Source organism: Streptomyces sp. SD15, assembly GCF_054462255.1.
Map to the genome: position 1 here is coordinate 215,201 of NZ_JBTLMO010000005.1, position 25,956 is coordinate 241,156.

29 protein-coding genes, 1 tRNA gene and 4 pseudogenes are annotated in these 25,956 nt (G+C 70.2%); 15 read left to right on the forward strand and 19 right to left on the reverse strand.

The features are described from left to right. Positions 1-54: 54 nt before the first annotated feature. Positions 55-1,458, reverse strand: coding sequence for an NAD(P)/FAD-dependent oxidoreductase (locus tag ACX28W_RS07420; protein WP_458997940.1), 1,404 nt, complete (start codon positions 1,456-1,458; stop codon positions 55-57). Next, a complete protein-coding gene (locus ACX28W_RS07425; RefSeq protein ID WP_458997941.1) occupies positions 1,455-1,673 on the reverse strand; it encodes a ferredoxin in 219 nt (72 codons plus the stop codon). The genes ACX28W_RS07420 and ACX28W_RS07425 overlap by 4 nt, the downstream gene beginning before the upstream one ends. Positions 1,674-2,187: 514 nt before the next feature. Here ACX28W_RS07425 and ACX28W_RS07430 point away from each other — a divergent pair. The 6 genes and pseudogenes from ACX28W_RS07430 to ACX28W_RS07455 all read left to right on the forward strand — a co-directional run. Next, positions 2,188-2,751: pseudogene (locus ACX28W_RS07430) on the forward strand (IS5 family transposase); the annotation flags it as partial. Between the two features lie 114 nt (positions 2,752-2,865). Continuing rightward, positions 2,866-3,090: a transposase family protein gene (locus ACX28W_RS07435; RefSeq protein WP_458998009.1), complete on the forward strand. Its 225-nt coding sequence runs from the start codon at positions 2,866-2,868 to the stop codon at positions 3,088-3,090. Positions 3,091-3,122: 32 nt separating this feature from the next. Then, positions 3,123-4,097 carry an ISL3 family transposase gene (locus ACX28W_RS07440; protein ID WP_458997942.1) on the forward strand — a complete coding sequence of 325 codons (975 nt, stop codon included), beginning with the start codon at positions 3,123-3,125 and terminating at the stop codon, positions 4,095-4,097. Between the two features lie 93 nt (positions 4,098-4,190). Then, positions 4,191-4,982, forward strand: coding sequence for a class I SAM-dependent methyltransferase (locus ACX28W_RS07445; protein ID WP_458997943.1), 792 nt, complete (start codon positions 4,191-4,193; stop codon positions 4,980-4,982). Positions 4,983-5,256: 274 nt separating this feature from the next. Continuing rightward, the gene (locus tag ACX28W_RS07450) at positions 5,257-5,805 is read left to right on the forward strand and encodes a DUF1062 domain-containing protein (protein ID WP_458997944.1); all 549 of its coding nucleotides are present in this window, start codon (positions 5,257-5,259) and stop codon (positions 5,803-5,805) included. Between the two features lie 126 nt (positions 5,806-5,931). Further along, positions 5,932-6,285, forward strand: a complete 354-nt coding sequence (locus tag ACX28W_RS07455; protein ID WP_385424196.1) for a VOC family protein — start codon at positions 5,932-5,934, stop codon at positions 6,283-6,285. A 40-nt stretch (positions 6,286-6,325) separates the two neighbouring features. On the opposite strand, the gene ACX28W_RS07460 is transcribed toward ACX28W_RS07455, so the two are convergent. Beyond that, on the reverse strand, positions 6,326-6,475 hold the full coding sequence (locus ACX28W_RS07460; RefSeq protein ID WP_458997945.1) for a hypothetical protein: 150 nt from the start codon (positions 6,473-6,475) through the stop codon (positions 6,326-6,328). Here ACX28W_RS07460 and ACX28W_RS07465 point away from each other — a divergent pair. Next, positions 6,431-7,084 (forward strand): DUF4982 domain-containing protein, encoded by a 654-nt coding sequence (locus ACX28W_RS07465; protein ID WP_458998010.1) that lies wholly within the window; start codon positions 6,431-6,433, stop codon positions 7,082-7,084. The genes ACX28W_RS07460 and ACX28W_RS07465 overlap by 45 nt on opposite strands. 24 nt (positions 7,085-7,108) lie before the next feature. Here ACX28W_RS07465 and ACX28W_RS07470 read toward each other — a convergent pair whose 3' ends face one another. From ACX28W_RS07470 to ACX28W_RS07510, 9 genes are read right to left on the reverse strand one after another with little or no spacing between them, the layout of a single operon-like run. Beyond that, on the reverse strand, positions 7,109-8,185 hold the full coding sequence (locus ACX28W_RS07470) for an MSMEG_0565 family glycosyltransferase (RefSeq protein WP_458997946.1): 1,077 nt from the start codon (positions 8,183-8,185) through the stop codon (positions 7,109-7,111). After that, entirely contained in the window at positions 8,182-9,018 is an 837-nt protein-coding gene (locus ACX28W_RS07475; protein ID WP_458997947.1) for a carbon-nitrogen hydrolase family protein, read from the reverse strand. Before ACX28W_RS07475 ends, ACX28W_RS07470 begins: the two co-directional genes overlap by 4 nt. Continuing rightward, positions 9,015-9,863, reverse strand: a complete 849-nt coding sequence (locus ACX28W_RS07480; protein WP_458997948.1) for a carbon-nitrogen hydrolase family protein — start codon at positions 9,861-9,863, stop codon at positions 9,015-9,017. The genes ACX28W_RS07475 and ACX28W_RS07480 overlap by 4 nt, the downstream gene beginning before the upstream one ends. Continuing rightward, positions 9,860-11,422 (reverse strand): MSMEG_0567/sll0787 family protein, encoded by a 1,563-nt coding sequence (locus tag ACX28W_RS07485; protein ID WP_458998011.1) that lies wholly within the window; start codon positions 11,420-11,422, stop codon positions 9,860-9,862. Before ACX28W_RS07485 ends, ACX28W_RS07480 begins: the two co-directional genes overlap by 4 nt. Beyond that, complete coding sequence (locus ACX28W_RS07490) at positions 11,422-12,504, reverse strand: MSMEG_0568 family radical SAM protein (RefSeq protein WP_458997949.1); 1,083 nt, start codon at positions 12,502-12,504, stop codon at positions 11,422-11,424. Before ACX28W_RS07490 ends, ACX28W_RS07485 begins: the two co-directional genes overlap by 1 nt. Positions 12,505-12,514: 10 nt before the next feature. Further along, positions 12,515-13,036: an MSMEG_0572/Sll0783 family nitrogen starvation response protein gene (locus ACX28W_RS07495; protein ID WP_458997950.1), complete on the reverse strand. Its 522-nt coding sequence runs from the start codon at positions 13,034-13,036 to the stop codon at positions 12,515-12,517. A 35-nt stretch (positions 13,037-13,071) separates the two neighbouring features. Beyond that, positions 13,072-13,887: an amidohydrolase family protein gene (locus tag ACX28W_RS07500; protein WP_458997951.1), complete on the reverse strand. Its 816-nt coding sequence runs from the start codon at positions 13,885-13,887 to the stop codon at positions 13,072-13,074. A 23-nt stretch (positions 13,888-13,910) separates the two neighbouring features. Continuing rightward, positions 13,911-15,224 carry an MSMEG_0569 family flavin-dependent oxidoreductase gene (locus ACX28W_RS07505; RefSeq protein ID WP_458997952.1) on the reverse strand — a complete coding sequence of 438 codons (1,314 nt, stop codon included), beginning with the start codon at positions 15,222-15,224 and terminating at the stop codon, positions 13,911-13,913. Continuing rightward, positions 15,221-15,526, reverse strand: coding sequence for an MSMEG_0570 family nitrogen starvation response protein (locus ACX28W_RS07510; protein WP_458997953.1), 306 nt, complete (start codon positions 15,524-15,526; stop codon positions 15,221-15,223). Before ACX28W_RS07510 ends, ACX28W_RS07505 begins: the two co-directional genes overlap by 4 nt. Before the next feature lie 302 nt (positions 15,527-15,828). Here ACX28W_RS07510 and ACX28W_RS07515 point away from each other — a divergent pair, with 302 nt between their 5' ends. Further along, positions 15,829-16,056: a hypothetical protein gene (locus ACX28W_RS07515; protein WP_458997954.1), complete on the forward strand. Its 228-nt coding sequence runs from the start codon at positions 15,829-15,831 to the stop codon at positions 16,054-16,056. Continuing rightward, positions 16,053-16,790, forward strand: coding sequence for an HAD family hydrolase (locus ACX28W_RS07520; protein ID WP_458997955.1), 738 nt, complete (start codon positions 16,053-16,055; stop codon positions 16,788-16,790). Before ACX28W_RS07515 ends, ACX28W_RS07520 begins: the two co-directional genes overlap by 4 nt. 104 nt (positions 16,791-16,894) lie before the next feature. On the opposite strand, the gene ACX28W_RS07525 is transcribed toward ACX28W_RS07520, so the two are convergent. Next, a tRNA-Pro gene (locus tag ACX28W_RS07525) sits at positions 16,895-16,971 on the reverse strand. A gap of 153 nt (positions 16,972-17,124) precedes the next feature. Between ACX28W_RS07525 and ACX28W_RS07530 the strand changes: the two are divergent. From ACX28W_RS07530 to ACX28W_RS07540, 3 pseudogenes are all read left to right on the forward strand, one after another. Continuing rightward, positions 17,125-17,825: pseudogene (locus ACX28W_RS07530) on the forward strand (transketolase). Between the two features lie 62 nt (positions 17,826-17,887). Further along, positions 17,888-18,004 (forward strand): annotated as a pseudogene (locus ACX28W_RS07535) (transketolase); the annotation flags it as partial. A gap of 20 nt (positions 18,005-18,024) precedes the next feature. After that, positions 18,025-18,162: pseudogene (locus ACX28W_RS07540) on the forward strand (transketolase); the annotation flags it as partial. Positions 18,163-18,220: 58 nt separating this feature from the next. Here ACX28W_RS07540 and ACX28W_RS07545 read toward each other — a convergent pair. Further along, entirely contained in the window at positions 18,221-19,525 is a 1,305-nt protein-coding gene (locus ACX28W_RS07545; RefSeq protein WP_458998012.1) for an MFS transporter, read from the reverse strand. Positions 19,526-19,849: 324 nt separating this feature from the next. Beyond that, positions 19,850-20,209, reverse strand: a complete 360-nt coding sequence (locus ACX28W_RS07550) for an MmcQ/YjbR family DNA-binding protein (RefSeq protein WP_458997956.1) — start codon at positions 20,207-20,209, stop codon at positions 19,850-19,852. 227 nt (positions 20,210-20,436) lie between these two features. Here ACX28W_RS07550 and ACX28W_RS07555 point away from each other — a divergent pair, with 227 nt between their 5' ends. Genes ACX28W_RS07555 through ACX28W_RS07565 form a run of 3 tightly spaced genes read left to right on the forward strand, consistent with a single transcriptional unit; the run spans position 20,437 to position 21,889 of the window. Continuing rightward, positions 20,437-20,616: a hypothetical protein gene (locus ACX28W_RS07555; RefSeq protein WP_458997957.1), complete on the forward strand. Its 180-nt coding sequence runs from the start codon at positions 20,437-20,439 to the stop codon at positions 20,614-20,616. Then, positions 20,613-21,218: an RNA polymerase sigma factor gene (locus ACX28W_RS07560; RefSeq protein WP_458997958.1), complete on the forward strand. Its 606-nt coding sequence runs from the start codon at positions 20,613-20,615 to the stop codon at positions 21,216-21,218. The genes ACX28W_RS07555 and ACX28W_RS07560 overlap by 4 nt, the downstream gene beginning before the upstream one ends. Continuing rightward, on the forward strand, positions 21,218-21,889 hold the full coding sequence (locus ACX28W_RS07565) for a hypothetical protein (protein ID WP_458997959.1): 672 nt from the start codon (positions 21,218-21,220) through the stop codon (positions 21,887-21,889). The genes ACX28W_RS07560 and ACX28W_RS07565 overlap by 1 nt, the downstream gene beginning before the upstream one ends. A 15-nt stretch (positions 21,890-21,904) precedes the next feature. On the opposite strand, the gene ACX28W_RS07570 is transcribed toward ACX28W_RS07565, so the two are convergent. The 4 genes from ACX28W_RS07570 to ACX28W_RS07585 all read right to left on the reverse strand — a co-directional run bounded on the left by ACX28W_RS07570 (position 21,905) and on the right by ACX28W_RS07585 (position 25,956). Continuing rightward, positions 21,905-22,810: a LysR family transcriptional regulator gene (locus ACX28W_RS07570; RefSeq protein ID WP_458997960.1), complete on the reverse strand. Its 906-nt coding sequence runs from the start codon at positions 22,808-22,810 to the stop codon at positions 21,905-21,907. Positions 22,811-22,866: 56 nt separating this feature from the next. After that, on the reverse strand, positions 22,867-24,060 hold the full coding sequence (locus ACX28W_RS07575; RefSeq protein ID WP_458997961.1) for a glycine C-acetyltransferase: 1,194 nt from the start codon (positions 24,058-24,060) through the stop codon (positions 22,867-22,869). A gap of 75 nt (positions 24,061-24,135) precedes the next feature. Next, on the reverse strand, positions 24,136-25,164 hold the full coding sequence (gene tdh, locus ACX28W_RS07580) for an L-threonine 3-dehydrogenase (protein ID WP_458997962.1): 1,029 nt from the start codon (positions 25,162-25,164) through the stop codon (positions 24,136-24,138). A 189-nt stretch (positions 25,165-25,353) separates the two neighbouring features. Then, complete coding sequence (locus ACX28W_RS07585) at positions 25,354-25,956, reverse strand: GAF domain-containing protein (RefSeq protein ID WP_458997963.1); 603 nt, start codon at positions 25,954-25,956, stop codon at positions 25,354-25,356.

A 25,956-nucleotide genomic window follows, 5' to 3' on the forward strand; every position in this document is an offset into this window, starting at 1 on the left:
CACTCCTTCTTCCTGTCGATGCTGTCCGCTTGCACGCCCGACCCGGCGGGCGCGTCAATGAGGGCGAGACCGGAACTCGGCCCTCCGCTCGCTCGGGTCGTGGCCGGTCAGGACGACGTCGGGGATCGCCGTCGGGACGCCGGGTTGCGGGAACTCGGCCGGGATCGGCTTCATGTCGCCGGGCTGGTCCCAGCCCGGCGGCGGAGGCGGGAACGGACCCGAGTGCTCGATCAGCTTCCCGTAGTACTCCAGCCACTTGCCGTGATCGAAGGTGACGGCGGCGACGATGCGGCCCCGGCGACCGTAGGCAGCGGCGAAGTGGCGATCCTTGACGGACCCCTGCGTGAAGACGATCTCGTCGCCGAAAGGAGGCACGCCGACGGACTTGATGTTGACGCCGAACTGACCGGACCAGAAGCCGGGCAGCAACAGATGCGGGCGATAGTGGGGCTCGAGGTTCACCATGTTGTGGGCCGCGACCTCGGCGCCCAGAACGGCGTTGTCCCAGTGCTCCATCGCGAGGAACTGGTACTCGTACAGCACGTGGGGGGCGCGCGCCACATCCCCTGCCACGTAGATGCTGTCGGTGACCACGCCGTTGACGTCGAAGGCGCGACCGCCGGCGTCGCAACCGACGCCCCAGAAACCGGACGCCAACCCGGCGCCCTCCAGCCACTCCACGTTGCGGATCGACCCCAGCGAGGCCACCACCACGTCGGCGTCGACGGTGGTTCCGTCCGAGAGATGAGCACGCCGCACGTGTCCGCCGGAGTCGCCCTCCAGTGACGACACGCCCAGCCCGCAGCGCAGGTCCACACCGTGGTCGCGCTGCATCTCCGCGGCGATCTCACCGATCACCCCGCCGAGTGCGCCGACCAGCGGCGCCGAGCCCCGCTCGACGACGGTCACCTGGAGATCGAGATCCCGGCAGACGGAGGCCACCTCCGAGCCGATGAACCCGGCGCCGATGACCATGACCCGCGACGGCGGCGCGGCCAGCGCCTTCTGCAGCTGTGCGGCATCATCACGCGAGCGCAGCGTGTAGACCCCGTCCAGGGCGGCCTCGTCCGGGTTCGGCCACTGTCGCGCCCGGGTGCCCGTGGCGATCAGCAATCGGTCGTACGGGATCTGCTCGCCGTCGGCCAGGCGCACCTGCTTGGCGGCCCGGTCCAACCCGGTGGCGGCCACCCCGAGCCGCCACTGCGCATTCACTTCTCGCAGACGCGGCAGCTTGGTGTGGTCGGCCGGCACCCAGCCTTTGAGCACCTGCTTGGACAGCGGAGGACGGTCGTAGGGCTCGTACGGCTCGTCCCCGATGATGGTCACAGACCCGGTGAAGCCCTCCTCACGCAGGGCTTCGGCGGCCCGCAGTCCGGCCAGGGACGCACCGACGATGACGATCCGGCCGTTGGCCCTGAACTCGCGCACCAGCCCTGCGACCGTTGCCGACACGGTCATGACGTCGCACTCCCCTCCGCGCCGTCCAAGCGGTCGAGCACGATCGCCTGCACCGGACACGCCGCAGCGGCTCGCTCAACCTGCAGGCGCCGCTCGTCATCGGGGTTCGGCTCATAGGTGAGGGCCTCCTGGCCAGTCAATCTGAAGACCTCGTGCGCCAAATACACGCATTGGGCATATCCCTGGCACCGATTCAGATCCACGGCGATCCGCATGGGCAGACTCCTTCCGATCTGCTTCGCGCCCCACAGCGACTATCGACCATCGACACGGTCATGCAGCCATGTGGCGGTTGCCTTCCCGTCAGGTGATCCAGCTGGACAGCCCACCCGTCGCCCCGGCCGACGCCACCGGCTGAGCACCCGCATGTTCGATCTTCTTCGCCACGGCGGTACCTTCGCGGTGACGCTCACTGCCTGTGAGCGTCACGGTCCGAAGGCCGCGGTACACATCCGATGGCGTCGGCATCAAGGTTTGCCCCGGCCGTTCCGCCCTAAAAAAATACTCGCCCCGTCTTCCGACGACCGCAAATCCGCTCTTACGGAAAAGATCTCTCAGGGCGGCTGTAGTTCTTGATAACTGACCGGTTCCTGCAGGTCCGGAGGCTTCCGGAGTGCCTGCCCGCATGGAAGCGGCCACCGTGATCATGAGCGTTTGTGGAGGCAATACGGCCCCCGGCCCAGCGCGTTCCCTTGGAATGTTGGTGTCTGATGGAGCGTTAGCCTGCGCATGAGAAGGGGTGGACAGCTGCCGTGGATCGTGTCCGATGAGCTGTGGGCACGGATCGAGCCGTTGTTGCCGGTCGTGCCGCGGCGCGCGGATCACCCGGGACGCAAGCTTCTGGACGACCGGAAGGTGCTGTCGGGCATCCTGTTCGTGCTCTACACCGGCATTCCGTGCCTGCTGGCGGCGCCTGCGGGACTGGAACGACGCGGGTGTGTGGCAGCGCCTGCACGAATCGCTGCTGGCCGAGCTGCACGCCGCCGGCGCCCTGGACTGGTCCCGGGCGGTGATCGACGGCTCCCACGTGAGAGCCATGAAAGGCGGCCCAAAACCGGACCGAGCCCGATCGACCGTGCCCGAACAGGCTCCAAGCACCATCTGATCACCGAAGCGCACGGCATCCCGCTCGCCATCTCTCTGACCGGCGGCAACCGCAACGACGTCACCCAGCTCATCCCACTCATCCCGCTGATCGAGGCCATTCCGCCGGTACTCGGCCGACGCGGACGGCCTCGCCGACGACCCAAGGCGCTCTACGCCGACCGGGGCTACGACCACGACAAGTTGTCGAAGCAAGATGATCACAACAGAAGAGCTACGGACGTGGCAAACGATACGACGCGGTTGTTGGGCCTTGACGGCCTGGCCGTGGTCGGGGTCGCCGACGGCACCGACGGGCCGGTGGTGCACCTGGTCACCGCTGATGAGCGGGCACGCCACTGCCCAGACTGCGGCACCCGGGCGCGGCGGTCGAAGGGCCGGCGGGTGACCCGGCCGCGTGACCTGTCGGTCGGTGGCCGCCGACCGCGGCTGGTGTGGGCCAAGCGCCGCTGGCGCTGCGACGAGCTGGCGTGCCGGCGTCGCTCGTTCACCGAGTTGGTCCCGCCAGTACCCCACGTAAGCGGCTAACCACACGATTACGGGCTGCGGCCGGGGCGGCGGTGGCCGATCAGGGCCGCACGGTCGTCCAGGCGGCCCGCGACTATGCGCTCTCCTGGCCGGTCGTTGCGGCGGCGTTCACCAGTCACGCCCGGGCGGTGCTGCCGGCCCAGCCCGAGCCGGTGCAGGCGCTCGGTATCGACGAGATCCGCCGAGGCCGGCCGAGATGGATCCCCGACGATGCCACCGGGATCTGGCAGACCGCCGTGGACCGTTGGCACGTCGGCTTCGTCGACCTGTCCGGCAAGCAGGGCCTGCTCGGGCAGGTCGAAGGCCGCACCGCCCAGTCGGTCATCGACTGGCTGGCCGACCGCGACCAAGCCTGGCGCGACGCGGTCCAGTACGTCGCGATCGACATGTGCACGATCTTCAAGTCGGCGATCCGCCGGGTCCTGCCGCAGGCCACCCTGGTCGTGGACCACTTCCACCTGGTGCAGCTGGCGAACCAGACCCTCACCGAGGTCCGCCGCCGGGTCACCGTGACCCACCGCGGCCGGCGCGGCCGCAAGGGCAACCGCGAGTGGGAACTGCGCAACCGGCTCACCCGCTCCGCCGCCCGGATGCGCGGCGAGCAAGTCGACGCTCTCCTCGACGAGCTGTCCAACCTGCCCAGGGTGATCGGCGCGCCGATCACCGTTGCGTGGAACGCCAAGGAAGACCTCTTGGACCTGCTTGCCACCGCCCGGACCCGCCCAGACCGGGAACAGGTCCGCGATCTGCTGTACCGGTTCTACCGCCGATGCGCCGACGCCGACCTTCCCGAACTGCAGCGCCTAGCCACAACCGTCGAGACATGGTGGCCAGAGATCCTTGCGTTCCTGCACACTGGGATCACCAACGCCGGCTCCGAAGGCACCAACCGGGTCATCAAGACCATCGCCCGCGACGCCTACGGCTTCCGCAACCCCGGCAACCAGCGCTTACGCACCCGCTGCGCGACCACCCGTCGAGCCCGTGGACACCTCGATGCCCGCTAATTTCGTTGAGCCCGCACCCTGCAATCGTGTTGGCTGGCGGCACCGAACTGTCAGTACCGCAGGTGTCCGCTTGGCTGTAGCAGGGAGTTAAACGTGCAGGACATTGTTGTCGACCCCGTTGCCCACAATCGGGCAGCCTGGGACAAGTATGTCCAAGAGGGCAACGAGTGGTCGAGGCCGGTGAGTGCTGAGGATGTCGAGCGCGCCCGCATGGGCGACTGGTCGATTGTTCTCATCGGGCGTGAGCCAGTCGACCGCTCCTGGCTGCCGACGGACCTGACCGGCAAGGACGTGTTGTGCCTGGCCTCCGGCGGTGGCCAGCAGGGTCCGATCCTCGCCGCCGCAGGGGCGCGGGTCACCGTATTCGACAACTCACCCCGCCAGCTCGGCCAGGACCAGATGGTGGCGGCGCGCGACGGACTCGAGCTGCGCACCGTCCTAGGCGACATGCGCGACCTCAGCGCCTTCGGCGACGCAACATTCGACGTCGTATTCCATCCGGTCTCTAACCTATTCGTACCAGACTTGGCACCGGTGTGGCGTGAGTGCTTCCGCGTCCTGCGACCGGGCGGAACTCTACTCGTGGGCTTCCTCAACCCTGATGTGTACTTGTTCGACCACGAGGCGCTCGACGAGCGCGGCGAGCTGATCGTCGTGCACAAGCTGCCCTACAGCGATGTCACGCAGTACTCCGCCGAGGAACGCGCCACGAAGTTCGGCGCGGATGCCCCTCTTGAATACAGCCACACCCTCACCGACCAGATCGGCGGGCAACTCGCCGCGGGGTTCGTCCTCACCGGCTTCGCGGAAGCGCCGCACCAATCCAACGCATCCGCTCAACACATGTCGAACTATTTTGCGACGCTGGCGGTCAAGCCGGGCTGACCCAGCCGTGGGGCCGGCCGAGACGGCCGTGTCTCCGAATGGCCAAGTGGAGCGCTGTGCCAGCCCGACCCCCACTAACTTCGCTGAGCCCGACAACGCCGCAGATCGGCGTGCCAGACCCCGCGTCTCCGGCATGATCCGCCGGACAGACCCTAGTCAAGGACGTGCCGTTGTACACCCTGTGAGACCTCCCGAGCGCTGATTCGTCGCGCGTCGCGCATGTGCGCCGCGCTGCTTTTTGCTGCGGACTTCTCACTGAAACCGGTGTACTTCTGTGCTCAAAAACTGGGTGGCCGTGCCCACCTGCCTGCCGCTCGTTCTCCGCCGTTGCCACGCGTGCGCGTCCGAGCGCTTCCGGGCAAGCGGTAAATTTCGCGTCAACGCACACCACAAGCTCATCGACGCCTGGCTCCTCGCGCTCTGTACCGCTTGCGGGGAAACTGCAAAGCTCACGGTCCTGGAGCGGATGAATGTGCGCTCTGTACGACCTGAGCTGCTGGACCGGCTGCATGTCAACGACCCTGGCCTGACAGCTGAGCTGCTCCAGGATCCGGTCGTGCAGCGCCGTAATCGCATCGCCCTCGACTGGGACAACGCCTGGCGCCTCGACACCGGCGGATCGGACCACCTGGACCGCGAGGTGATAGACGTCTCGGTCCGCTTTGCGGCGCGGATCCCTGTCCGGCCGGTGCGACTGATCGCTGAAGGTTGCGGTCTTTCGCGGGCCGAGGTCGAAAAACTGATCACGGAGGGGAAACTCGTTTCGGCAGTCCGGCTGAGCGGCAAGCTCTCCGGCGACTTCACCTTCACGCTCAAGCGCTGAGCCCTCCTCGGGCCCAGGGGCCTGTCCGGCAAGATCCGCCGGACAGGCCCTAAGCGAAACTGCAGGCCAGTTGGCCCTCTTCATACGAGTCTGTTTTCGAAGCCCTGGCAGGTCTAAGCTCGGCGGATGACCTTGGAATGGGAACAAGTAATTGTTCACTCGGTAGATCCGGTGGCCTTGGGGCAGTGGTGGGCCACGGCTCTTGGTTGGGTTGTGGTCCACTCCTCTGATGAGGAGTTCGAGATCCGCCCGGAGCCGGATCGCCTGCCGGGGTTGGACTTCGTCCGGCTTGATGAGAGCAAGAAGGCCAAGAGCCGACTGCATCTCGACTTCAGGCCTGATGACCAGGACGCCGAGGTGGCTCGTCTGGTGGCTCATGGCGCACAGCGTGTTGATATTGGCCAGGGTGATCAATCGTGGGTTGTATTGGCAGACCCTGAAGGTAACGAGTTCTGTGTCCTTGGCCAGCGGCGTCAGTAACTGAGCGCCGGCTCCGTCAGCGTGCTGGCGGAGCCGGCGCTCAGGTGGCTCGTGCGGCGAACTGGATCTGGTCGCGGGCTGCGGCGACCTCGACATCACCGGCCACCGCCGCCCCGCCTCCTACTACCGCGAGATCGTCTTCGGCCTGCGCACACAGCCCTACCTCGCCGTCCGACGCCCGCAGCACCACGGCAAGACGTACGCGGGGACGCCGTGGGCGTGGAGTGACACCGTCGCCACCTGGACCTGGCCCGGCTTCGAAGGCGAACCGGTCACGATCGAGGTCTACGGCGACCCCGACGAGGTCGACCTCCTCGTCAACGGGCGGTCGTTGGGGCGGCGACCGGTGGGCGAGGACCACCGCTTCCGCACCGAGTTCGACACGGCGTACGAGCCCGGCGAACTCCTCGCGATCGCCTACCGCGACGGCGCCGAAACCGGCCGCCACGCCCGTCGTTCGGCGACCGGTCCGGTGAGGCCGCGTGCCGCGGCCGACCGCCCGGTGATCAAGGCGTACGGCGGCGACCTCGCCTACGTCACCCTCACCCTGACGGCCCCGGACGGTACCCTCCACACCGCGGCCGACCGCCCGGTGCGCCTCGAAGTCTCCGGCGCGGGCGTCCTGTTGGGCTTCGGCAGTGCGGCCCCGTCCAGCGAGGAACGCTTCGACGCCGCCGAACGCCGTACCTACGAAGGCCGCGCCCTCGCCGTCCTCCGCCCGACCGGCCCCGGCAAGATCCGCATCCTCGCCACCGCACCCGAGTGCGATCCGGCGGAAGTCGTGGTCACCGTCGAGTAGCTGATCCCCTGCGAGGGGGGACGCTCAGCTCAGGGCGTGGTAAAAGTCCAGGTGGCGCTGCGCGGCGGTGTCCCAGGTGTGGTGGGCGGCCAGTTCCCGGCCGGCGGCCTGCCGGGCCGGGTCGTGATGGGTGAGGGCTTGGCCGAGCTCGTCGGCCAGGTCTTCCGGGGTGGCGCCGAAGCGGGCTGCGGGTCCGAAGACCTCGCGCAGGACGGGGAGGTCGCGGACGACGAGCGGGACCCCGGCGGCCAGCGCCTCCATCGCGGCGAGCCCGAAGCCCTCCTTGAGGGAGGGGAAGGCGAAGGCGTCGGCGGCCGCGACGAGCGCCGGGAGCTCGTCGTCGGGGACCGGTCCGAGGACGACGGGTTCGATGCCGAGTTCGGCGGCCCGAGTCTCCCAACTCGCCCGGTACGCACGGTAGTCGAAGAGGGTTTCACCGCCCGCGATGACCAGCCGCACGTCGGGATGGTCGGTCCGCAGGAGCGCGTACGCCTCCAGCAGGTCCAGTGACCCCTTGCGAGGCTCGATGCCGCCGACGCTCAGTACGTAGCGGCCCAGCCGGTCCCTCCAGCGGGCTCGGGCGGCCGAGGCCGTGGTCGCGAAGCGTTCGTACGCCACACCGTTGGGGATGACCTCGGCCTTGAGCCCCCAGCCCTGGGCGAGTTCGTCGGCCACCGACTGAGAGACGCACAGGTGCGCGTACGGCTCGACGATGGCCCGTTCGTGACAGGCGGCCAGTTCGGGCGTCGTGAAGTGGTCGAGGTGGTGGACCGTACGGACGCAGCGGCCCGCCGCATTGGCGCTGATGCAGTCCTGGGCGTGGACGATGTCGTACGGCCCCGGGTCGAAGGCCGCACGCAAGGTCGCGATGGAGCGCAGGATGCGGGCGCCGACCGTTTCGTCCGGCGGCCCGTCCGGGAAGGGCACGATCCGTACGTGTACGGCCGGGTCCACGGGCCGGAAGAAGCCGTCGTCGCCGCCCCGGCCCAGCGACCAGACCGTGACGTCCTGCCCGGCCGCGGCCAGCGCCTCGGCGAGGGCGAGGGTGTGGACGACGCCGCCGCGCGGCTTGGTGGAGTAGCTGAGCAGGGCGATCTTCACGAGGGAGTCTCCCGGTAGGCGGCGGGGCGGCGCTCGTCCAGGTGGCGCAGGACGCGGCGGGCCCGGTCGATCTCGGCGGCCACGTCGACCTCGGCGACGGCGAGGCCCGCCTTGGCCCAGGTGCGCGCGAGGATGTCGCCGCCGGGGCTGACCACCTTGGACTGGCCGAGGAACCGCATGCCGCCCATCGCGCCGGTCTGGTTGGAGGAGGCGAGGACGACCTGGTTCTCGGCGGCGCGTGCCTGGTCGTAGAGGTCGAAGAGCTTGGCCTGTCGGTCCTGGGCCATGCGCGGGGCGCGGTTGGTGATGCTGGTGGGCCAGGCGGACAGGCAGGCGAGGATCTCGGCTCCGTCCAGGGCAAGGGAGCGGGCCGACTCCGGGAACGTCTTGTCGTAGTCGATGAGCATGCCGACCCGGCCGACCGGGGTGTCGAAGGCGTCGAAGCGGTCGCCGGGCGCGTACGCCGCGACCTCCCCGGCCGGCAGGTGCACCTTGCGGTGGCGGCCCAGGACGCCGTCGCCACTGACGCACACCGCGGCGTTGTAGCGCTCGTCGCCGCCGTCCTCGCAGTAGCCGACGCAGACGACCATCTCGGCGGCGAGGCGGGCGACCTGGAGGATCAGCGGGTCGTCCGGCTTGAGGGCCGGGGGCAGCGCCTCGGGGTCGGGGTGGCGCAGGTCGGCGAGGTAGCCGCCGAGCGCGGCGTCAGGCAGGACGAGCAGTCCGGCGCCCGAGCCGCGCGCGTCGTCGATGAGTTTCGCGATGCGCGCGAGGTCGAACTCCAGGTCGCGGCCGAAGTGAGCGGCGGCGGCCGCGATCCGGATCGTGCTCATGTGCGGACTGCTCCTGCGTACGTGTAGGTTTCCGGGCGCCGGTCGCGCAGGTGCCCCATCGAGCGGCGGGCGGTCTCCAGGGCCTGGGCGACGTCGAGTTCGGCGATCGCCAGGCCGGCTTCGACACCGGTGTCGGCGAGGATCTCGCCGCCGGGGTCGACGACCTTGGCGCTGCCGACGAAGCGTAGCGACCCGAAGGTACCGGCCTGGTTGGCGGAGAGCCACACGATCTGGTTCTCCAGGGCGCGGGCCCGGTCGAAGAGGTCGAAGCGCCGCTTCCAGCGGTCATTGACGAGATCCGTGGCGGCGTTGGTCCGTGAGCCGGGCCAGGCCGAGACGACCACGCCGATCTCGGCGCCGTCCAGGGCCAGCGCGCGAGCCGACTCCGGGAATGCCTTGTCATAGCAGATCATCATGCCGAGCCGGCCGACCGGGGTGTCGAAGGCGTGGAAGCGGTCGCCGGAGGCGTAGCTGGCGTCCTCGCTGAGCGGCTGGTGGACCTTGCGGTGGTTGCCGAGCACGCCGTCGCCGTTGACGCAGACCACGCTGTTGTAGCGGGCGTCGCCGGCGGCCTCGCAGTAGCCCGCGACGACCGTCAACTCGCCTGCCAGACAGGCAAGTCGGCGGATCTCGGGGCCGTCGAGAGCGAGCGGGGGCGGTCCCTCGTCCAGGTCGCCGTCGTCGTCGAGGCTGAGCAGGTAGCCCCCCAGGCAGGCCTCCGGCAGGGCGAGGAGCCGTACGCCCTCGGCCCGGGCCTCCTTGATCAGGCGTTCGGCGGTGGCGAAGTCCTCTTCGAGGTCGCGGCCGAACTCGGCGGCGGCGGCCGCCATACGCAGCGTGCTCATGCGGTCCCCATCCCGGTCACCGTGGAGGTGACCACTTCGGTGATCTCTCCGTCGGGCCAGCGCAGCCCGACACCTTGTCCCTCGGTCAGCTCTCCGCACACGGCACCCGTCGCGGGCCCGGCGGGCAGCGGCGGCGCGTCCGGCGCGTCGGCGGTGAGCATCGCGAAGCCGGGGAAACACGTGAACCAGTCACCCGTCGTCGCGGTCCTCGGCCGCGGCACGGCGGCCACGTCGAGGACGGCCCCGCAGCCGCTCGCCTCGGCGAGCATGCCGAGGGTCCCGGCGATCCCCGCCATCGACACGTCCTTGGCGGCGGCGGGTCGCGCGGCGGCCACCGCGCCGGTCATGGCGCGCAGTTCGTCCGTACGACGACGGGTGGACGAATCCCACTGGCGGCCCCGGTAGCCCGCGCGCCAGCTCCCGCCGAGGTCCGCGGTCAGCCGTACGGCATGTCCGGGGCGCCCGCCGCCGCCCGGGACCGGGCGGTCCGTACGGCCGAGAGCGGTGACCGACAGGGCAGCGGGTACACCCAGTTGGGTGTGCCCGCCGAGGACCGGAACGCCGTACGCCCGCGCCGCCTCCCCGAGTCCCACGAGGATGCGCGCGGCGTGTGCGGCGTCCTTCGCGCCCACGGCGTCGAGCAGTCCGATCGGTGAAGCACCCATCGCCGCAAGGTCGTTGACGTTGACGAGGACCGAACACCAGCCCGCCCACTCGGGGTCCCGCTCCACCATGGACGGCACGATCGCGTCGCAGGCGGCGATCACATCCGTGCCGGGGACCGGGGCCCCGTCATCGCCCACGAAGCCGGCGCCACCGGGAGCGCCCAGGATGCCCGGGGCGTCGGCGCCACCGGGTACGCCGACGCTGCCGGGGACGGCCCGCGCCCCCACGCCCAGGGCACCGCCGACCGGGTCCTGGCCGAGGGCACGGGCCGCCGCTGTGGGGAGGGCCGCGAGGAGCGGCCCGAGGGGCGACTTGGTGGCCGCCACGAGATCCGCGATCCGCCCGATCGGCCATCGCATCAGCACATGCGGCGCGTCCGCGACCGTCGTCCCCCGTACCGAGCGCCAGCCGAGCCGCTTGAAGAGGACGTGGTTGCGAGCCTGGACGGTCGCGTCGAAGCGGAGCGCGCCCTCGGCCTCCGCCCGGGCACAGGCAGCACGGACGAGTGCGGCGCCGATGCCGTGCGGGCCGCGGGCGGCGCGGGCGACGACGAGTCGCCCGCCGGCCCACCAGCCGATGTCGGTACCGTCCGCGACAGGACCGAGCCGTACGCCGCCGACGATGGCGCCCGCGTGGTCCTTGGCGACCAGCACGAGCGTACGGGGGTCGGCGTCCCGGTCGTCGAGGTCGTGGCCCGCGAAGAGGCCCTGCTCATGGACGAAAGCGTCCCGGCGCAGGCAGTGGTAGGCGGCCAACTCGGCTTTTTCGGTGGCCTGTTCGATGTGGAACGCGGGCCGGCGAGCGAGAGTGCTGCGGTCGCCGAGCAGCGCCAGGATGTCGACCGACCCGTCCGCCGTGGGCGGTGCCGTGGAGCCGTCGAGGTGCACGTACATCACCCGCCCGCCGTCTTCAGCACGCTGCACGCGCCGCAGGCCGCGCAGCCGGCCTGCTGGTCGGCACCGTTCATCCCGGCGGCGCGCAGCTTGGCCGCGACGCCCTCGGTGACGTACTTCAGGAGTTCCGCGCCGGGAGGCTCGATCCCGTCGCGGGCGGCGAGCGTGCCCTTCATCGGGCGGAAGGGGACGACGAAGGGGTACACGCCACGCTCGATCAACTTCCCCGCGCCCGCGATGAGTTCGTCGGGATCCTCGCCGAGGCCGACGAGCAGGTAGGTGGAGACGCGGTTGGGCCCGAAGACCCGCACCGCCTCGTCCCAGGCGGCCTCGTACCCGGCCATCGGGACTGTGGACTTGCCGGGCATCCAGCGTCGGCGCACCTCGTCGTCCAGGGATTCGACATGAATGCCGATGGCGGTGGCTCCGGCCTCGTGGAGCTCGCGGATCCAGGCCAGGTCGCCGGGCGGTTCGCACTGCACCTGGATGGGCAGGCCGGGCACGGCTTCGAGGACGGCGCGGACAGAGCGTACGAGATTGCGTGCGCCGCGGTCCGAGCCGGTCGTCGTGCCGGTGGTCATCACCATCTGCTTGACGCCGTCCAACCGGACGGCCGCCTCGGCGACTTCGGCAAGCTGGGCAGGCGTCTTGGCGGCCACCGTCGCCCCCGAGCGCAGGGACTCCTCGATGGTGCAGAAGCGGCAGCGGTCGGACTCGACGTAGCGGATACAGGTCTGGACGACGGTGGTGGCGAGGACGTCGGCGCCGTGCAGACGGGCGATGTGCTCGTAGGGGGTGCCGTCGGCGGTCGTCAGGTCGTAGAACTTCGGTCGCTGTACGGCTTTGAAGGTGAGCCCGGTCTCCTCGTCACCGAGCCACACCTTGCCGTCGCGTACAGAGTAGGGGCTGTCGGGGTTGGTGGGCAGCGCGGCGTTGGCACCCTCGACGAGGACGTGTCCGTCGTCGCTCGGGCCCGCGCCGTCCGGCCGCCGCACGGGCGCGTCCAAAGCAACGCCGTGCAGGGCGAGTTCGGCGCGGGTCGTGATCCGCACGTCCACCGCTGTGTTGGTGCCAACGCTCACGGTGCGCCCCTTACAGCTGGTAGGTGGAGTTGATGATGGCGCCCTTGCGCGCGTAGTGGATCAGCGCGTCCTGGACGTCCAGGGGGTGGGTCGGGATGACGCCCTCGATCAGGTCCTCCTCGCGGGCGCCGTGCAGGGACAGTCCGAAGCGGCAGCAGAAGACCTTGCCGCCCTCCGCGATGAAGGTCTTGAGCTGGTTGTTGATGTTGTGCTCGCCCGGGAAGGCGGAGTTGCCGACGGTCGGGAAGCCGCGCGTGGCCAGGCAGTTGAGCGAACCGGGGCCGTAGAAGTAGATGGCGGTCTCGAAGCCCTTGCGCAGGGCGCGGGTGGCCTGGAGCACGGCGACGAAGGAGACCGAGGACTCGTGGGCGATGCCGTGGACGAGGGTGAAGTACGTCTCGCCGTCCTCCGCCTTGTAGTCGGGGAAGACCTTGGTGTCGCCGTAGATGCTGGTGCCCTCGGGGAGGGAGGGGTGGGGGATCTCGTTGAGGGACTTCTGCTCGATCTCGGTGAGTTCAACGGTTTTGGACATGGCGTCTCCTTGTACGAGGCGGTGGTTGGAGGTGGTCAGTCGTACAGCGCGGCGAAGGTGTCCTGGAAGACGAGTTCGCCGAGTTCGCCGCCGCCGGTCGCTTCGGCGAGGCGGGCGTACTCGCCCGTGAAGTCGCCCCACGGCTGGTCGCTGGCGAAGAGCACCCGGTCGTGGCCGATGCCGCGGCGCTCGATCTCCTGGGCCAGCCAGTGGGGCGTGAAGCCGATGGCCCAGGAGAGGTCGGTGTAGACGCGCTTGCCGGACTCGATCCAGTCGAAGAACCGGGAGCCGGCAAGCTTGATGTGGCCGCTCATCCCGCCGCCGAAGTGCACGAGATGGACGGGGACCCGGTCGGCGTACCAGTCGACGAGATGGCCGACCTCGTCGATGTCGGACGCCGCACCCGGCGACGTGTGGACGTGGACGACCAGGCCGTGACGGCCGGCCTCGTGGAAGATCCGGTCCAGCACCGGACGGCAGGCCGGGTCGGTCGGGCGCCCGCCCAACAGGAAGCTCAGCTTCAGCGCCTTCACGCCCCGTTCGCCGGCCAGTGCCAGGGCGAGTTCGGTACGCTCCGAGTCCTCCGGGCGCGGCGAGACCCACAGTCCGGCCCGGATCCGGTCGTCGCTCTGGGCGGCCTCGATCGCCAACTCGTTGAAGGAGAAGGCGATACCGGGGTCGGGGACGCCGTAGTTCGGGATGACCAGGGCGCGTTCGGTGCCCTCCGCGTCCAGGTCGGCGACGAGCTGCTTGACGGTGGCACGGGCGGTGGTGTCGGGGTTGACGGGCGGGCCGCCGTAGAAGGGGTAGGCGGGCAGGACGCCGATATGGCGGTGTGCGTCGTAGACCATGTTTCTGGGTCCTTAAAGCTTGCTCATCCGATCGGGAGCGCGGAGGCGAGTTCGCTGGGGGCGCCGGTGAGGGTGCCGCAGACGTCGGCCATGCGGCGCGAGGCGTCGATGTGGTTCGCGAGGAACTCGGCGTCCCGGCCCACCGCCTCGAAGCGCCCGGAGCCCCACGAGTACTGCCAGGGCAGGCCCAGGAAGTACAGGCCGGGCGTGCTGGTGGCGCCCCGCCAGTGCATGGGGTAGCCGCGGCCGTCGAAGGCGGGTATCTCGACCCACCGGTGGTCTCGGGTGAAACCGGTCGACCAGACGACGGAGGTGATGCCGGAGGTCTCCAGGTCCAGTGAGGCCGGCTGCTCGGAGGGCTCCCACACCGGTATGTACCGGGGCTCGTCGGGGGCCTCGACGCCCTGCGCGGTGATGTGGGCGTCGATGCTGTCCTTGATGCCCTCGGCCACGGCGTCCGCCCGGTCGAGGTTGACCTTCAGGTCGTCGGCGAACTCCAGCCGCGTACCGTCGACGCCGGTCAGCCGCCCGTACAGGCGCATCCCGTCGCGGGCGAAGGCGCGCAGGTCGATGTCGCGGCCGCCGTCGCGCCCGGTGACGTAGTGGTTGACCCGCATCCGGACGGTACCCGCGTCGTCGAACTCGTCGATGCTGCGGGCGTAGTAGCCCATGTCGTCGAGCCAGGCGACGCAGTCCCGGCCGCGGTAGAAGCGGGCGACGCGGGGCGCGCTGCCGACGGCCAGATGGACCTGTCGGCCGGCCAGGTGCAGGTCCTCGGCGATCTGACAGCCGGACTGTCCCGTGCCGACCACCAGGACGGCCCCGTCGGGGAGTTGGGCCGGGTTGCCGTAGCGGGAGGAGTGGATCTGCTCTACGTCGGCGGGCAGCCGCTCGGCCATCCGCGGGACAGACGGGGTGTGGTAGGGACCGGTGGCCACGACGACCTGGTCGGCCGTGAACTCCCCGTCGCTGGTTGTCAGTTCGAAGACGCCGCCGGGGCACCGGCGCAGTCCGGTCACGGCGACGCCCTCGACCAGCGGGGGCTGGAAGAAGGCGACGTACTCCTCCAGATACCGGATGATCTCGTCGCGGACCATGAAGCCGTCGGGGTCGTCCCCCTGGTAGGGGTAACCGGGCAGTTTGCACTGCCAGTTGGGGGTCACCAGGCAGAACGAGTCCCAGCGGCGCGCGCGCCACTCGTGGCCGACCCGGTTCCGCTCGACGACGACGTGCTCGATGCCGCGCTCGCGCAGGCAGTAACTGACCGACAGACCGGCCTGACCACCACCGACGACCGCCACCGGATAGTGGGCCCCGGCCAGCCGCCGCGCGCTCACCGCGCGCTCCCGTCGGCGTTGTGCAGGGCCTCGACGGTGACCTTGGCCCCGTCGAGGGAGGCGTACGAGGCCGCGGTCTCCTCGATCTGCGCCAGCTGGTCGGACGCCCCCGTGCACGCGAACCCGTACTTCTCGCGCACCCGGTCGCTCGCGATACCGAGCGCCGTCCGGCTCCGCTCCACGAAGTCGCCGAGCTCGTACACGCCACCGGTGGTGAGGTAGTCCTCGATTACCGTGGAAGGTGAGTAGCAGCGCTGGGTCTCTCCGTCGGGCCAGCGCACATGGAAATACAGCTCAGGCATGAAAGTCCTCCATGCGAGGCGCCGAGGTCTTGACACCTCGCCGCTGCTTGTGACGACCACTTCAGCCAGCGGGAATTACCGAACGAGGTCATCCGGAATAAAGCGGAGTTACGGAGCCCTCACGCCAAGTGGTGTTCCGCGCACGCAGAGTTGCCTCTGAGGCAAATCGGGGGCGCGGAAGTGCCTCTCCCCGACCATCAGCTCGGCGCACCGTCGACGAGGCCGGCCAGGCCGTGCAGATGGACCGCGAGCCTCGCCCTGATGTCCGCCACGGCCGTCCTGGAGGGCCGGCTCTTCCCCCCGTGAACGACTACGTGGAGGTGAAGCCGGCCATGCTCGGCTCCGCCGAACAGGCGCTGCTCCTGGTGGACCACTCGAAGTTCGGCAAGACCGCCACGTACGCGTACGGCACCGTGGCCGACTACCACGCCGTCATCACCGACACCGGCACTCCCGAGGCGGAACTCGCGGCCATCCGCGACCTCGGAGTCCCCGTCGAGACGATCGAACCCGAAGAGCGCTCCTCGTGATCCACACCCTGTTCGAAACACCGAGCGCCTACCACCCCAGCGATGCCGAGATGGCCACGCCCGTTCCTCCGGTCCAGGCCGTGCTGTTCCACTTCAGCAACACCATCTTCCAGATGATCGACCTGGAAACGTGGCCGCGCCGGGTGGGCTCCGCCTCCGGGCGCCTCGCCGTGCTGGACGGGCTCGGCGCGGTGGCCGAGATCTCCGACCAGTTGCGCGCCGCCTTCCGGCTGCCCTCCGTCGTCGCCCTCCAGGAGGGCCGCGGCCTCTCTGCCGCACAGCACCGTCGCGCCATGTGGGGATGGTGGGAGCAGGTGGACTTCCTGCGCGGCGCGGAGGAGACGGCCTACCGGGTACTCACCGCCCCGGACGCCTGGGTCCCCTACCCCGACACCGAACCGGTCCTGCGCGCCCTGCGTGAGCGGGGACTGCCCATTGCCATCGTCAGCGACTTCGCCTGGGACCTGCGCACCCGCCTCGCCCACCACGGACTGGACGCCCTGATCGACACCTGCGTCATTTCCTACGAACAGGGCCGCGAGAAACCCGACCCGCAACTGTTCCTCAAAGCCTGCGCCGACCTCGGCACCGGCCCCCGCGCCACCCTCATGGTCGGCGACAACCCGGTCCGTGACGGCGGCGCGACCGCCTGCGGCCTGCGCGCCTACATCCTCCCGTCGGAACACCGCACCGCTGAACGCGGCCTGGCAGACGTGCTGCGGCTCGCGACCTGACAGCGGATACAGCACCGCGACCACACTGCGACCACCACCCCCGCGGACACGACAAAGGCCGCCTTCCCATCGCTGAGAAAGCGGCCTCCGACCTGCGGTGAAGCTGGTCGGGACGACAGGATTTGAACCTGCGACCCCTTGACCCCCAGTCAAGTGCGCTACCAAGCTGCGCCACGTCCCGTTGCCCGTTTGACCTGGGGTTTCCCCTGGCCGAACGCGCATCGAAACAATACCGCACTCGGGCCGGTGATCGCGCACTCGTTTACGCGGGGCCGACGGAGGGCATTGGCGGGCACTTGACCCGAAGTTTGGTTGAGGTTGCAGGATCGTCTGCATGACGATCACCGAGAAACGCGACTACGAGTACACGGACCTGCCCCGACTGATGGGGCTCATGACCGGCGACGAGAAGCACGGGCCGGCGGCGACGTCCACGATGGACGCGCTGTGGGTGCTGTACGACCGGGTGCTGCGGGTCGGGCCCGAGCGGGTGGGCGATCCGGAGCGGGACCGGTTCCTGCTCTCCAAGGGCACGGGCCAATGGCGTACTACGCGGTGCTGGCGGCCAAGGGCTTCGTGCCCGTCGACTGGCTGCCGGGCTTCGGCTCGTACGCCTCGCCGCTCGGGCACCACCCCGACCGGGTACACGTGCCTGGCGCCGAGGTCGGCAGCGGATCGCTCGGGCACGGTCTGCCGATCGCCGTCGGCACCGCGCTGGGCCTGCGCGCACAGGGGCTCGGCACGCCACGCGTGTGGGTGCTGGTCGGCGACGCGGAACTGGACGAAGGCAGCCATCACGAGGCGATCGCCTACGCCGGGCCGACCGGTCTCGACCGGCTGCACACCGTCGTGATCGACAACTCGTCCGCCAGCCATGCCCGGCCCGGTGGCATCGCCGCCCGGTTCGAGGCCGCGGGCTGATCCGCCCAGACCGTCGACGGCCGTGACCACGACGCGCTGTACGCCGCCTTCACCGCACCCCGCCCCGGCCGTCCGCGTGTGGTGGTCGCCCAGGTCGAACCGAAATCCGCCTGAGGCAGGCCGCCCATCACAGGTGCCGCCCGGCATTCCGTACGACCCTGAAAGGAACTCCTCCCATGGACACCATGCGTGACCGTTTCGCCTCCGTCGCCTCGCGGCTGCTCCGTGAGGACCCGCGGGTCGCAGTCGTCCTCGCGGAGATCGGCGCGGACGGCTTCGTGGAGTCCCGGCGCACCCGGCGACGTGGCCGTGGGTCCTCGGTCTCGGTGTCGGCCGCCGTGAGCTGCGCCGGTACAGAAGCGTCGACGAGCACTTGGCCGCGAACGGACTCGACGCGGGGGCCTTGCGGGAGCGGATCGGCGGCTTCCTGGGAGCCCCGGAGCGCGTGTGACCGTCGGCGGCCCGCGCGCCACGCGCGCCTGCGGCAACCGGCCGCACCCGCCGATGGCTCATTGGCTGCCGCGCCGCGCCGGTTCGCGTATCCCCGCGGTCGTACGGGGCAGGGGTGCGGGTGGGTCGACGCGCACCAGGTCGCGTACCGCGGGCACCGACAGCAGGGCCGTCGAGACGACCAGGGTCATCGCGCCGGCGACGAGCAGGACATTGCCCGCGCCGAGAGCCGCAGCGGCCGGGCCCGCCAAGGCCTGGCCGACGGGCATCATCGCCAGGGAGCCCGCGACGTCGTACGCGTGGATGCGGTTGAGGACGTCCGGCGCGACCTGCGTCTGCACACTGGTCGCCCACATCACGCTCCAGAACGACATGCCCGCCCCGGCGATCACCGCTCCGGCCGACATGGCCGTCAGCCCGAGCCCGGCTCCGACCGACGCCGGGAAAAAGGCGAAGGAGAAGAGGGCGATCGAACCGGCCCGCAACATGCGTCGGGGACGCAGCCGCAGCGCGATCAGTCCGCCGATGACCGTGCCGGCACCAAGGGCCGAGTTGAGCAGTCCGTAGGCGCGCGGGCCGTGCTGTTGGACCACCTGCGTCGCCACCAGGGGGACGGTCGGGCCCCAGATGGAGATCATGTACACACACCAGATGACGATGACGCCCCACAGCCAGGTCCGGGTCCTGAACTCCCGCCAGCCGACGGCGAGATCGTCCTTGAAGCTGCTGCCGTGCGCCTGGTTCGTGGGCGTGACGGGCAGCGGACGGAGCAGCAGCAGGCACAGAGCGCTCAGCGCGTACGTGGCCGCGTGAGCCGCGAAGACACCACCGGCCGAGGAGAACGCGACCAGCAGGCCCGCGAGGGCGGGACCCGCGAGCTGGGCGGCGGACTCGGCGATCCGGATCGCGCCGTTGGCCCCCTGGACGTCGGTGGCGAGGCGGGGCACCGTGCTGGCGACTCCGGGCTGGAAGACCGCGCCCGCCACGCCGTTGACGGCCCCGATCGCGCAGATCTGCCAGAGGACCACGTGATCGGCGAAGAAGAGCACGGCGGCGAGGGACTGGGTGACGAGCCGCACCAGGTCGGCGCCGATCATCAGCTTGCGTGTGCTGAACCGGTCGGCGATGACCCCGCCGAAGATCACCAGACCGGCGAAGGAGGCGGCCGACGCGGCCATCGCCAGGCCGATCGCCCCCACCCCGAACCCGTGCTGCAGCAGTCCCGCGGCGAGCGCCACCGGCAGCATGGTGTCACCGAGCCGGGCGAGGGCCCGCGCGACGAAGAACAGCGCGAAGTCCCGGGACCAGACGGGCCGAGGGCCACTCGCAGTGGCCACGTCATCGTGGTCCGGGGTCCCGCGCAGAGGCGTGATCCAGCCGACGGCTCGGCCGGTCGGGCCCCGGACGTCGCCGCCGGGAGCCGCCGCGGTCCGCTTCTCCACGATGCGGGAGACCGCGTCCGGTGCGATATCGCCGGGTGCTCCCGGCTCAGTCGTCACCTGCGCCGTCGGGGCCTCTGCGGCCGGCGGGGACGCCCCGGCCCGCGATGGCTTCCCGCCCGGCGACCTCCCGTACATCCCGCCCGTGCCCCCCGCCGATCCCCCACGGCTCCCCGACGAGCCGAGCGTCCCACTCTCCACTCCTGCCTCCGGATCATGCCACGGCGCACTGACAACGCCGGCGGAATTTCAGTCGACCGCCGGAAGCCCCAGCTCCGGGTAGGACTCGAGCAGTCGGGGCGGGGCCGACTGGCGCCAGGAGTCGGCGAGGATGTCGCGGAGTTCGTCGCCGTCCTCCAGAGCCGCGAGACGGACCCGGACCCAGGCGAAGGCGGCCTCGTGGTCGGCGATCCAGAACTTCCCGGGCTCCGCCAGGGCGAGTTCGTCGCGCTCGTCCTTGGGGCAGCGCACGGCGATGGAGGTCTCGTCCTCGGGGAGCGTGGCGAACATCTTCCCCGCGACCCGGAACGTGGGCATGCTCCAGGCGATCTTCTCCGTCGTATCCGGCATGGAGAGGGCGATACGACGTACATCTTCGGCATCCGGCATGAGACGCACCGTAGCCAATGGCACCGACAATCACCCGACGGCCGACGGCCGACAATGGTCGATGATTGAACTAGCTGCTATCAGACCGATACTGAACGTAATATTTTTCGATACCCGAGTGCACATTCGGGTCGCCATGGACGCTTCATGGATGGAGGCGGATGGTGCCTCTGGTGCCGGGGTGGGACACGGCACCTGGAAACAGAACAGGTACAGGGGAGGACCCCGTGCAGCAGAGCGCTGCCGCGTGGTTGTTCGAGATCGCGCTTGCCCTGAGGGTGTTCGGCCCGGACGTACTCCGTGCGTGCCGCCGACTGTTGACGGCCGGCGTGCGCATCGGCATCACCGGACTGACCGGCACCCGTGCCCCGTCCCGCAGCTCCGAGTCCACCCGGGACGTCCCGTGAGCGGCGACAGCGGGCCGGAGGAGACCGGCGGGGCCATCGGTGTGCCACGGGTGATACCCATCGACCAGTGGGATCGCGCCACGCAGATGGCGTACTGGGGCTTTCACCATCAGCGACGCCAGGACTACATGCGCTACGCCTACCTCCAGCTCGGCTCCGACGCCGACGCGGAAGAGGCCGTGGACCTGACCTTCGACCAGGTCATGGACCGCTGGCCACGGATGCTGCGGATGGAGAACCTGGAGGGCTACGCCTGGACGGTCCTCAAGCGCCGCATCATCGACATGCACCGCAAGCGCAGGCGCCGCCCGGAGCTGATGGAGGTCGCCGCCTTCGAGGCCGCCCTCGCGGACCCCACGGAGGATCCGTACGACACCCTCACCGACGCCATCGCGTTGTACGGGGCGGTCGCCTCCCTGAGCGAGCGCCAGCGCGACGCGATCCTCCTTTACTACGGCATAGGTTTCACGGCCGCCGAAGCCGCCCTGCTGATGGGCAACGAGGAAGCCACCGTCCGCTCCCAGCTCCGTACCGGACGCAGTCGCCTCGCCACCCTGCTCAAACTCCACAGCCCGGAGCACTCCGACGGGAAGACCCCCTGATGAGCACCCTGCCGCCCGACCGCCGCACCATCGACGACCTGTTGGCCAAGGCCCGCACCCAGGACCGGTACAACAACTACGACCTCGCGGCCGCCGAAGCCCGCCTGCGCAGCCGTCAGGCAGCCCGTCACCGCCCGCGCAACCCCGAAGCCGCCCTCGCGCACGCCGAGTGGACCACCCCCGAGGACGACCGCACCCCGGATGCCGACCGCGCCTGGTGGGACCTGAACGCCGTCAGCCTCCTGGTGCTGTTCGGTCCGGACGCCGACCGCCACCTGAGCGATTTCATCGACAGCCAGTACGCCGACACGACCGGCGCCCTGGTCTTCGCGTGCCTGCTGCATGTGGCGGGCGACAGCAGCGGAGCACGGTTCTGGTGGCGCTTCGCGGCCGGCGTCGGCCACCCGGTCGCCGAGTACTGCCTCTTCCTCGAACACGCCCACAGCGGCGAGTACCACGACGCCGACCTCTGGCGTACCCAGCTGGTGCGCCAGCACTTCGAACCCACCTACATGTGCGGCGACCGCGTCACCGCGCCCGTGGTCAACCCGCCGCTCATCGCCGACGTCCACCCGCACATCACCCGCCCCCACCACCCCGAGCTCGGGACGGTCCCACTCCCCCAGCCTCCCCTCGTGAAGGAGCTGCGCCACCTCACGTCCCTGCTGTAGGCGCCCGTTCGACACTCACTCCACGGTCGCCGCCTCCGCCAATGCCTCCAGCACCGGGCGGATCAGCGGATGGTCCTCCGCGCCACGTCGTACGGCCGCGAAGACCCGGCGGGTGGGCGCGACTCCGTCGACCGGGCGCACGAGCACGCCGGTGAGGTCCATGCCGCGCAGGGCCGAGCGGGGCACCAGGGCGACGCCCGCGTCGGCCGAAGCGAGGGCGACGACGGCACGGAAGTCGTCCGAGGAGTGCTCGAGGCGGGGCTGGAATCCCGCGTTCTCGCAGGCCAGGACCACCACGTCATGGCAGGGATTGCCGGGGTACGGACCGATCCACGGATCCTTGGCGAGTTCGGCGAGCGGGACCTCGTCGGCGTCGGCCAGCCGGTGGGTGACCGGGACGACCGCGTCGAAGGGCTCGGCGTACAGGGATACGTGGGCGAGGCGCGGGTCGTCCGCGGCCGGGGCGCCCCGGTACTCGACGGCGACCGCGATGTCGACCTGCCGGTCGAGCACCATCGGCAGGCTGGCATCGCCCTCGGCGTCCTGGACGCGGACATGGATGCCGGGTGCCGTACGGGCGAGCCGGGCCAGGGCGGGGGCGACGACCAGGCCGATACCGGTCGCGAAGGAGGCGACCGTGACCGTGCCCGCGGAACCCGCGCTGTACGCGGCCAACTCCGCCTCGGCGCGCTCCAGTTGGGCCAGGACCGCGTTGGTGTGGCCGAGCAGGATCTCGCCGGCGGGAGTCAGTCGTACGCCCTTGGCGCCGCGCTCGACGAGCCGGTGGCCGGTCTCCTGCTCCAGGGCGGTCAGCTGCTGGGAGACGGCGGAGGGCGTGAGATAGAGCGCGGCGGCAGCCGCCGTGACCGTGCGGTGGTCGGCCACCGCACGGAGGATGTGGAGCCGCCGCGCTTCGATCATGCGACCGATTCTCTCAGGTCAGGCGCCCGGCTACGCGTCAGGAACCCGGCTACGCGTCAGGCACGCAGCTCCGCGCGGGCGGCCACGAAGGCGTCCACCGCCCGGTTCACGTCGTCCGTCGAGTGCGCGGCGGACAGCTGCACCCGGATCCGCGCCTGGCCCTGCGGCACGACCGGGTACGAGAAGCCGATCACGTACACGCCGCGCTCCAGGAGCAGTTCCGCCATCCGTCCGGCGACAGCCGCGTCGCCGATCATGACGGGGGCGATCGCGTGGTCGCCGGGGAGGATGTCGAAGCCCTCCTCGGTCATCCGGGAGCGGAACAGCGCGGTGTTCTCGGCCAGCCTGTCGCGCAGGTCGCCCGCCGACTCCAGCAGGTCCAGGACCTTCAGTGAGGCCGCCGCGATCACCGGGGCCAGCGTGTTCGAGAAAAGGTACGGGCGGGAGCGCTGGCGCAGCAGCGCGACGATCTCGGCGCGAGCGGCGACGTAACCGCCGGACGCGCCGCCCAGCGCCTTGCCGAGGGTGCCCGTGATGACGTCGACGCGGTCCATGACGCCGTGCAGCTCGGGGGTGCCGCGGCCGCCCGGGCCGACGAAGCCGACGGCGTGCGAGTCGTCGACCATGACCATGGCGTCGTAGCGGTCGGCGAGGTCGCAGATCTCACGCAGCGGGGCCACATAGCCGTCCATGGAGAAGACGCCGTCGGTGACGATCAGCTTGCGTCGGGCACCCGATGCCTCCTTCAACTGCCGCTCCAGATCGGCCATGTCACGGTTGGCGTACCGGAAGCGGCGCGCCTTGGACAGCCGGATGCCGTCGATGATCGAGGCGTGGTTGAGGGCGTCGGAGATGACCGCGTCCTCGGCACCGAGGAGGGTCTCGAAGACGCCGCCGTTGGCGTCGAAGCAGGAGGAGTACAGGATCGTGTCCTCCTGGCCGAGGAACGCGGACAGCCGCGCCTCCAACTCCTTGTGCACCTCCTGCGTACCGCAGATGAAGCGCACGGAGGCCATGCCGTAGCCCCAGCGGTCGAGAGCTTCGTGGGCGGCGGCGACGACCTCGGGGTGGTCGGCCAGGCCGAGGTAGTTGTTGGCGCAGAAGTTGAGGACCTCGCCGGGGCGGCCGCCCGCCGTGACACTCACGGTCGCGGACTGGGGGGTGCCGATGACGCGCTCGGGCTTGTGCAGGCCGGCGGCGCGGATCTCGTCGAGGGTGGTGCGCAGGTCGTCGCGTACGGAATCGAACATCAGGGGCTCCATAGGATGCGGTGGGCGAGTGAGCCGAAGGGGCTCAGGCGCCCCGGAGGCGAACCGAGCCAAAAATCAAAGTGTCCAGTCGAGGATGACCTTGCCGCCGCGGCCGCTCGCCGCGTCGGCGAACGCCGCCTCGTAGTCGTGGAAGCCATAGCGGCCGGTGATCACGGGGGCGAGATCGAGGCCGCCTTCGAGCAGGACCGACATCGCGTACCAGGTCTCGAACATCTCACGGCCGTAGATGCCCTTGATCGTGATCATCGAGGTGACGATGCGGGACCAGTCGACCGGGAACTCCTGGGCGGGCAGACCGAGCATCGCGATCCGGCCGCCGTGCGTCATGTTGGCGATCATGTCGCGCATGGCCTCGGGGCGCCCCGACATCTCCAGGCCGATGTCGAAGCCCTCGCGCAGCCCCAACTCCCGCTGGCCGTCGGCGATCGTCGCGTCCGAGACGTTCAGGGCGAGGCTCACGCCGATCTTTCGGGCGAGCTCCAGACGCTCCTCGCTGACGTCCGTGACCACGACGTTGCGGGCCCCCGCGTGCCGGGCCACCGCGGCGGCCATCAGACCGATCGGGCCCGCGCCGGTGATCAGCACGTCCTCGCCGACCAGCGGGAAGGAGAGCGCCGTGTGCACGGCGTTGCCGAACGGGTCGAAGATCGCGGCGACATCGAGGTCGACAGGGACCCGGTGCACCCACACATTGGCGGCGGGCAGAGCCACGTACTCGGCGAACGCGCCGTCGCGGCCGACGCCCAGGCCGACCGTGGCGCGGCACAGGTGGCGGCGCCCGGCCAGGCAGTTGCGGCACTTGCCGCACACCAGATGGCCCTCGCCGCTGACGCGGTCGCCGACTCCGATGTCGATGACGTCGCGGCCGGTGCCGACGACCTCGCCGACGAATTCGTGCCCGAGCACGAGTGGCGTCCGGATGGCCTGCTGGGCCCAGCCGTCCCAGTTGCGGATGTGCAGATCGGTGCCGCAGATCCCGGTCCTGAGGACCTTGATCAGTACGTCGCCGGGGCCGACCTCCGGCTCCGGGACGTCCACGAGCCAGAGCCCGGGCTCCGCCTTCTCCTTGACCAGCGCCTTCAAGCTGTGGCTCCTGTGGGTGAGATCCCGGAGCAGGGCACGCCGAAGGAGCCCGTACCGGGGAGAGGGGTGAAATCCCCTAGCAATCTGCCGTACGGCGGCGCTCTTGGTCCATCGAGGATTTCTTAAGCGCCGCCGCAGCTTTCCTTCACACGCCGGGGGCTTCCTCCAGGAGTCTCCAGGCCGAGGGCTTCAGAACCCCCCGCCGCCCTCTCTGTGTTCGAGCTGCTCGACCAGTTCCGCCGCCATCGACTTCATGGCTTCCAGCCCGGCCCTTCCCCACGGCCGCGGCTCGAGGTCGACGACGCAGACCGTGCCGAGGGCGATGCCCGTGTGGTCGATCAGCGGAGCGCCGAGATAGGAGCGGACGCCGATCTCGTCGACGACGGGGTTCCCGGCGAACCGCGGGTAGTCGCAGACGTCCTCCAGCACCAGTGCCCTGCGCCGGACCACCACATAGGGGCAGAAGCCGTAGTCGCGGGCCATATAGCGGCCGGCACCAGGGGCGTTGCCGTCGGTACCGTCCGCGACGGCGGCCGGGAGCGGTCGGTCGACCGAGAAATTTCCGTCCGGGGTGTGCAGACCCGCGAAGAACTGGCGATTCTCGTCGATGAAGTTGACCATCGAGTACGGCACCGCGGCGACCTCGGCGAGCCGGTCCGCGAAGGCGTCGAGGACGGGTTCCGCACGCTCCCCCAGGCCCAGTCGGCGCAACCGCCGGACCCGGGCGGGAGCGTCCTTGTCCTCCGGGGTCAGGAGCAGACGACCGGCCGGGCGTGGCGGGTCGTAACTCAT

Bases quoted from the DNA above. Each gene is read 5' to 3' on its own strand.
- ACX28W_RS07420 (WP_458997940.1), bottom strand. From the start codon at position 1,458: ATGACCGTGTCGGCAACGGTCGCAGGGCTGGTGCGCGAGTTCAGGGCC.
- ACX28W_RS07425 (WP_458997941.1), bottom strand. From the start codon at position 1,673: ATGCGGATCGCCGTGGATCTGAATCGGTGCCAGGGATATGCCCAATGC.
- ACX28W_RS07455 (WP_385424196.1), top strand. From the start codon at position 5,932: ATGACCTTGGAATGGGAACAAGTAATTGTTCACTCGGTAGATCCGGTG.
- ACX28W_RS07475 (WP_458997947.1), bottom strand. From the start codon at position 9,018: ATGAGCACGATCCGGATCGCGGCCGCCGCCGCTCACTTCGGCCGCGAC.
- ACX28W_RS07480 (WP_458997948.1), bottom strand. From the start codon at position 9,863: ATGAGCACGCTGCGTATGGCGGCCGCCGCCGCCGAGTTCGGCCGCGAC.
- ACX28W_RS07485 (WP_458998011.1), bottom strand. From the start codon at position 11,422: ATGTACGTGCACCTCGACGGCTCCACGGCACCGCCCACGGCGGACGGG.
- ACX28W_RS07495 (WP_458997950.1), bottom strand. From the start codon at position 13,036: ATGTCCAAAACCGTTGAACTCACCGAGATCGAGCAGAAGTCCCTCAAC.
- ACX28W_RS07500 (WP_458997951.1), bottom strand. From the start codon at position 13,887: ATGGTCTACGACGCACACCGCCATATCGGCGTCCTGCCCGCCTACCCC.
- ACX28W_RS07510 (WP_458997953.1), bottom strand. From the start codon at position 15,526: ATGCCTGAGCTGTATTTCCATGTGCGCTGGCCCGACGGAGAGACCCAG.
- ACX28W_RS07550 (WP_458997956.1), bottom strand. From the start codon at position 20,209: ATGCCGGATGCCGAAGATGTACGTCGTATCGCCCTCTCCATGCCGGAT.
- ACX28W_RS07565 (WP_458997959.1), top strand. From the start codon at position 21,218: ATGAGCACCCTGCCGCCCGACCGCCGCACCATCGACGACCTGTTGGCC.
- ACX28W_RS07570 (WP_458997960.1), bottom strand. From the start codon at position 22,810: ATGATCGAAGCGCGGCGGCTCCACATCCTCCGTGCGGTGGCCGACCAC.
- ACX28W_RS07575 (WP_458997961.1), bottom strand. From the start codon at position 24,060: ATGTTCGATTCCGTACGCGACGACCTGCGCACCACCCTCGACGAGATC.
- ACX28W_RS07585 (WP_458997963.1), bottom strand. From the start codon at position 25,956: ATGAGTTACGACCCGCCACGCCCGGCCGGTCGTCTGCTCCTGACCCCG.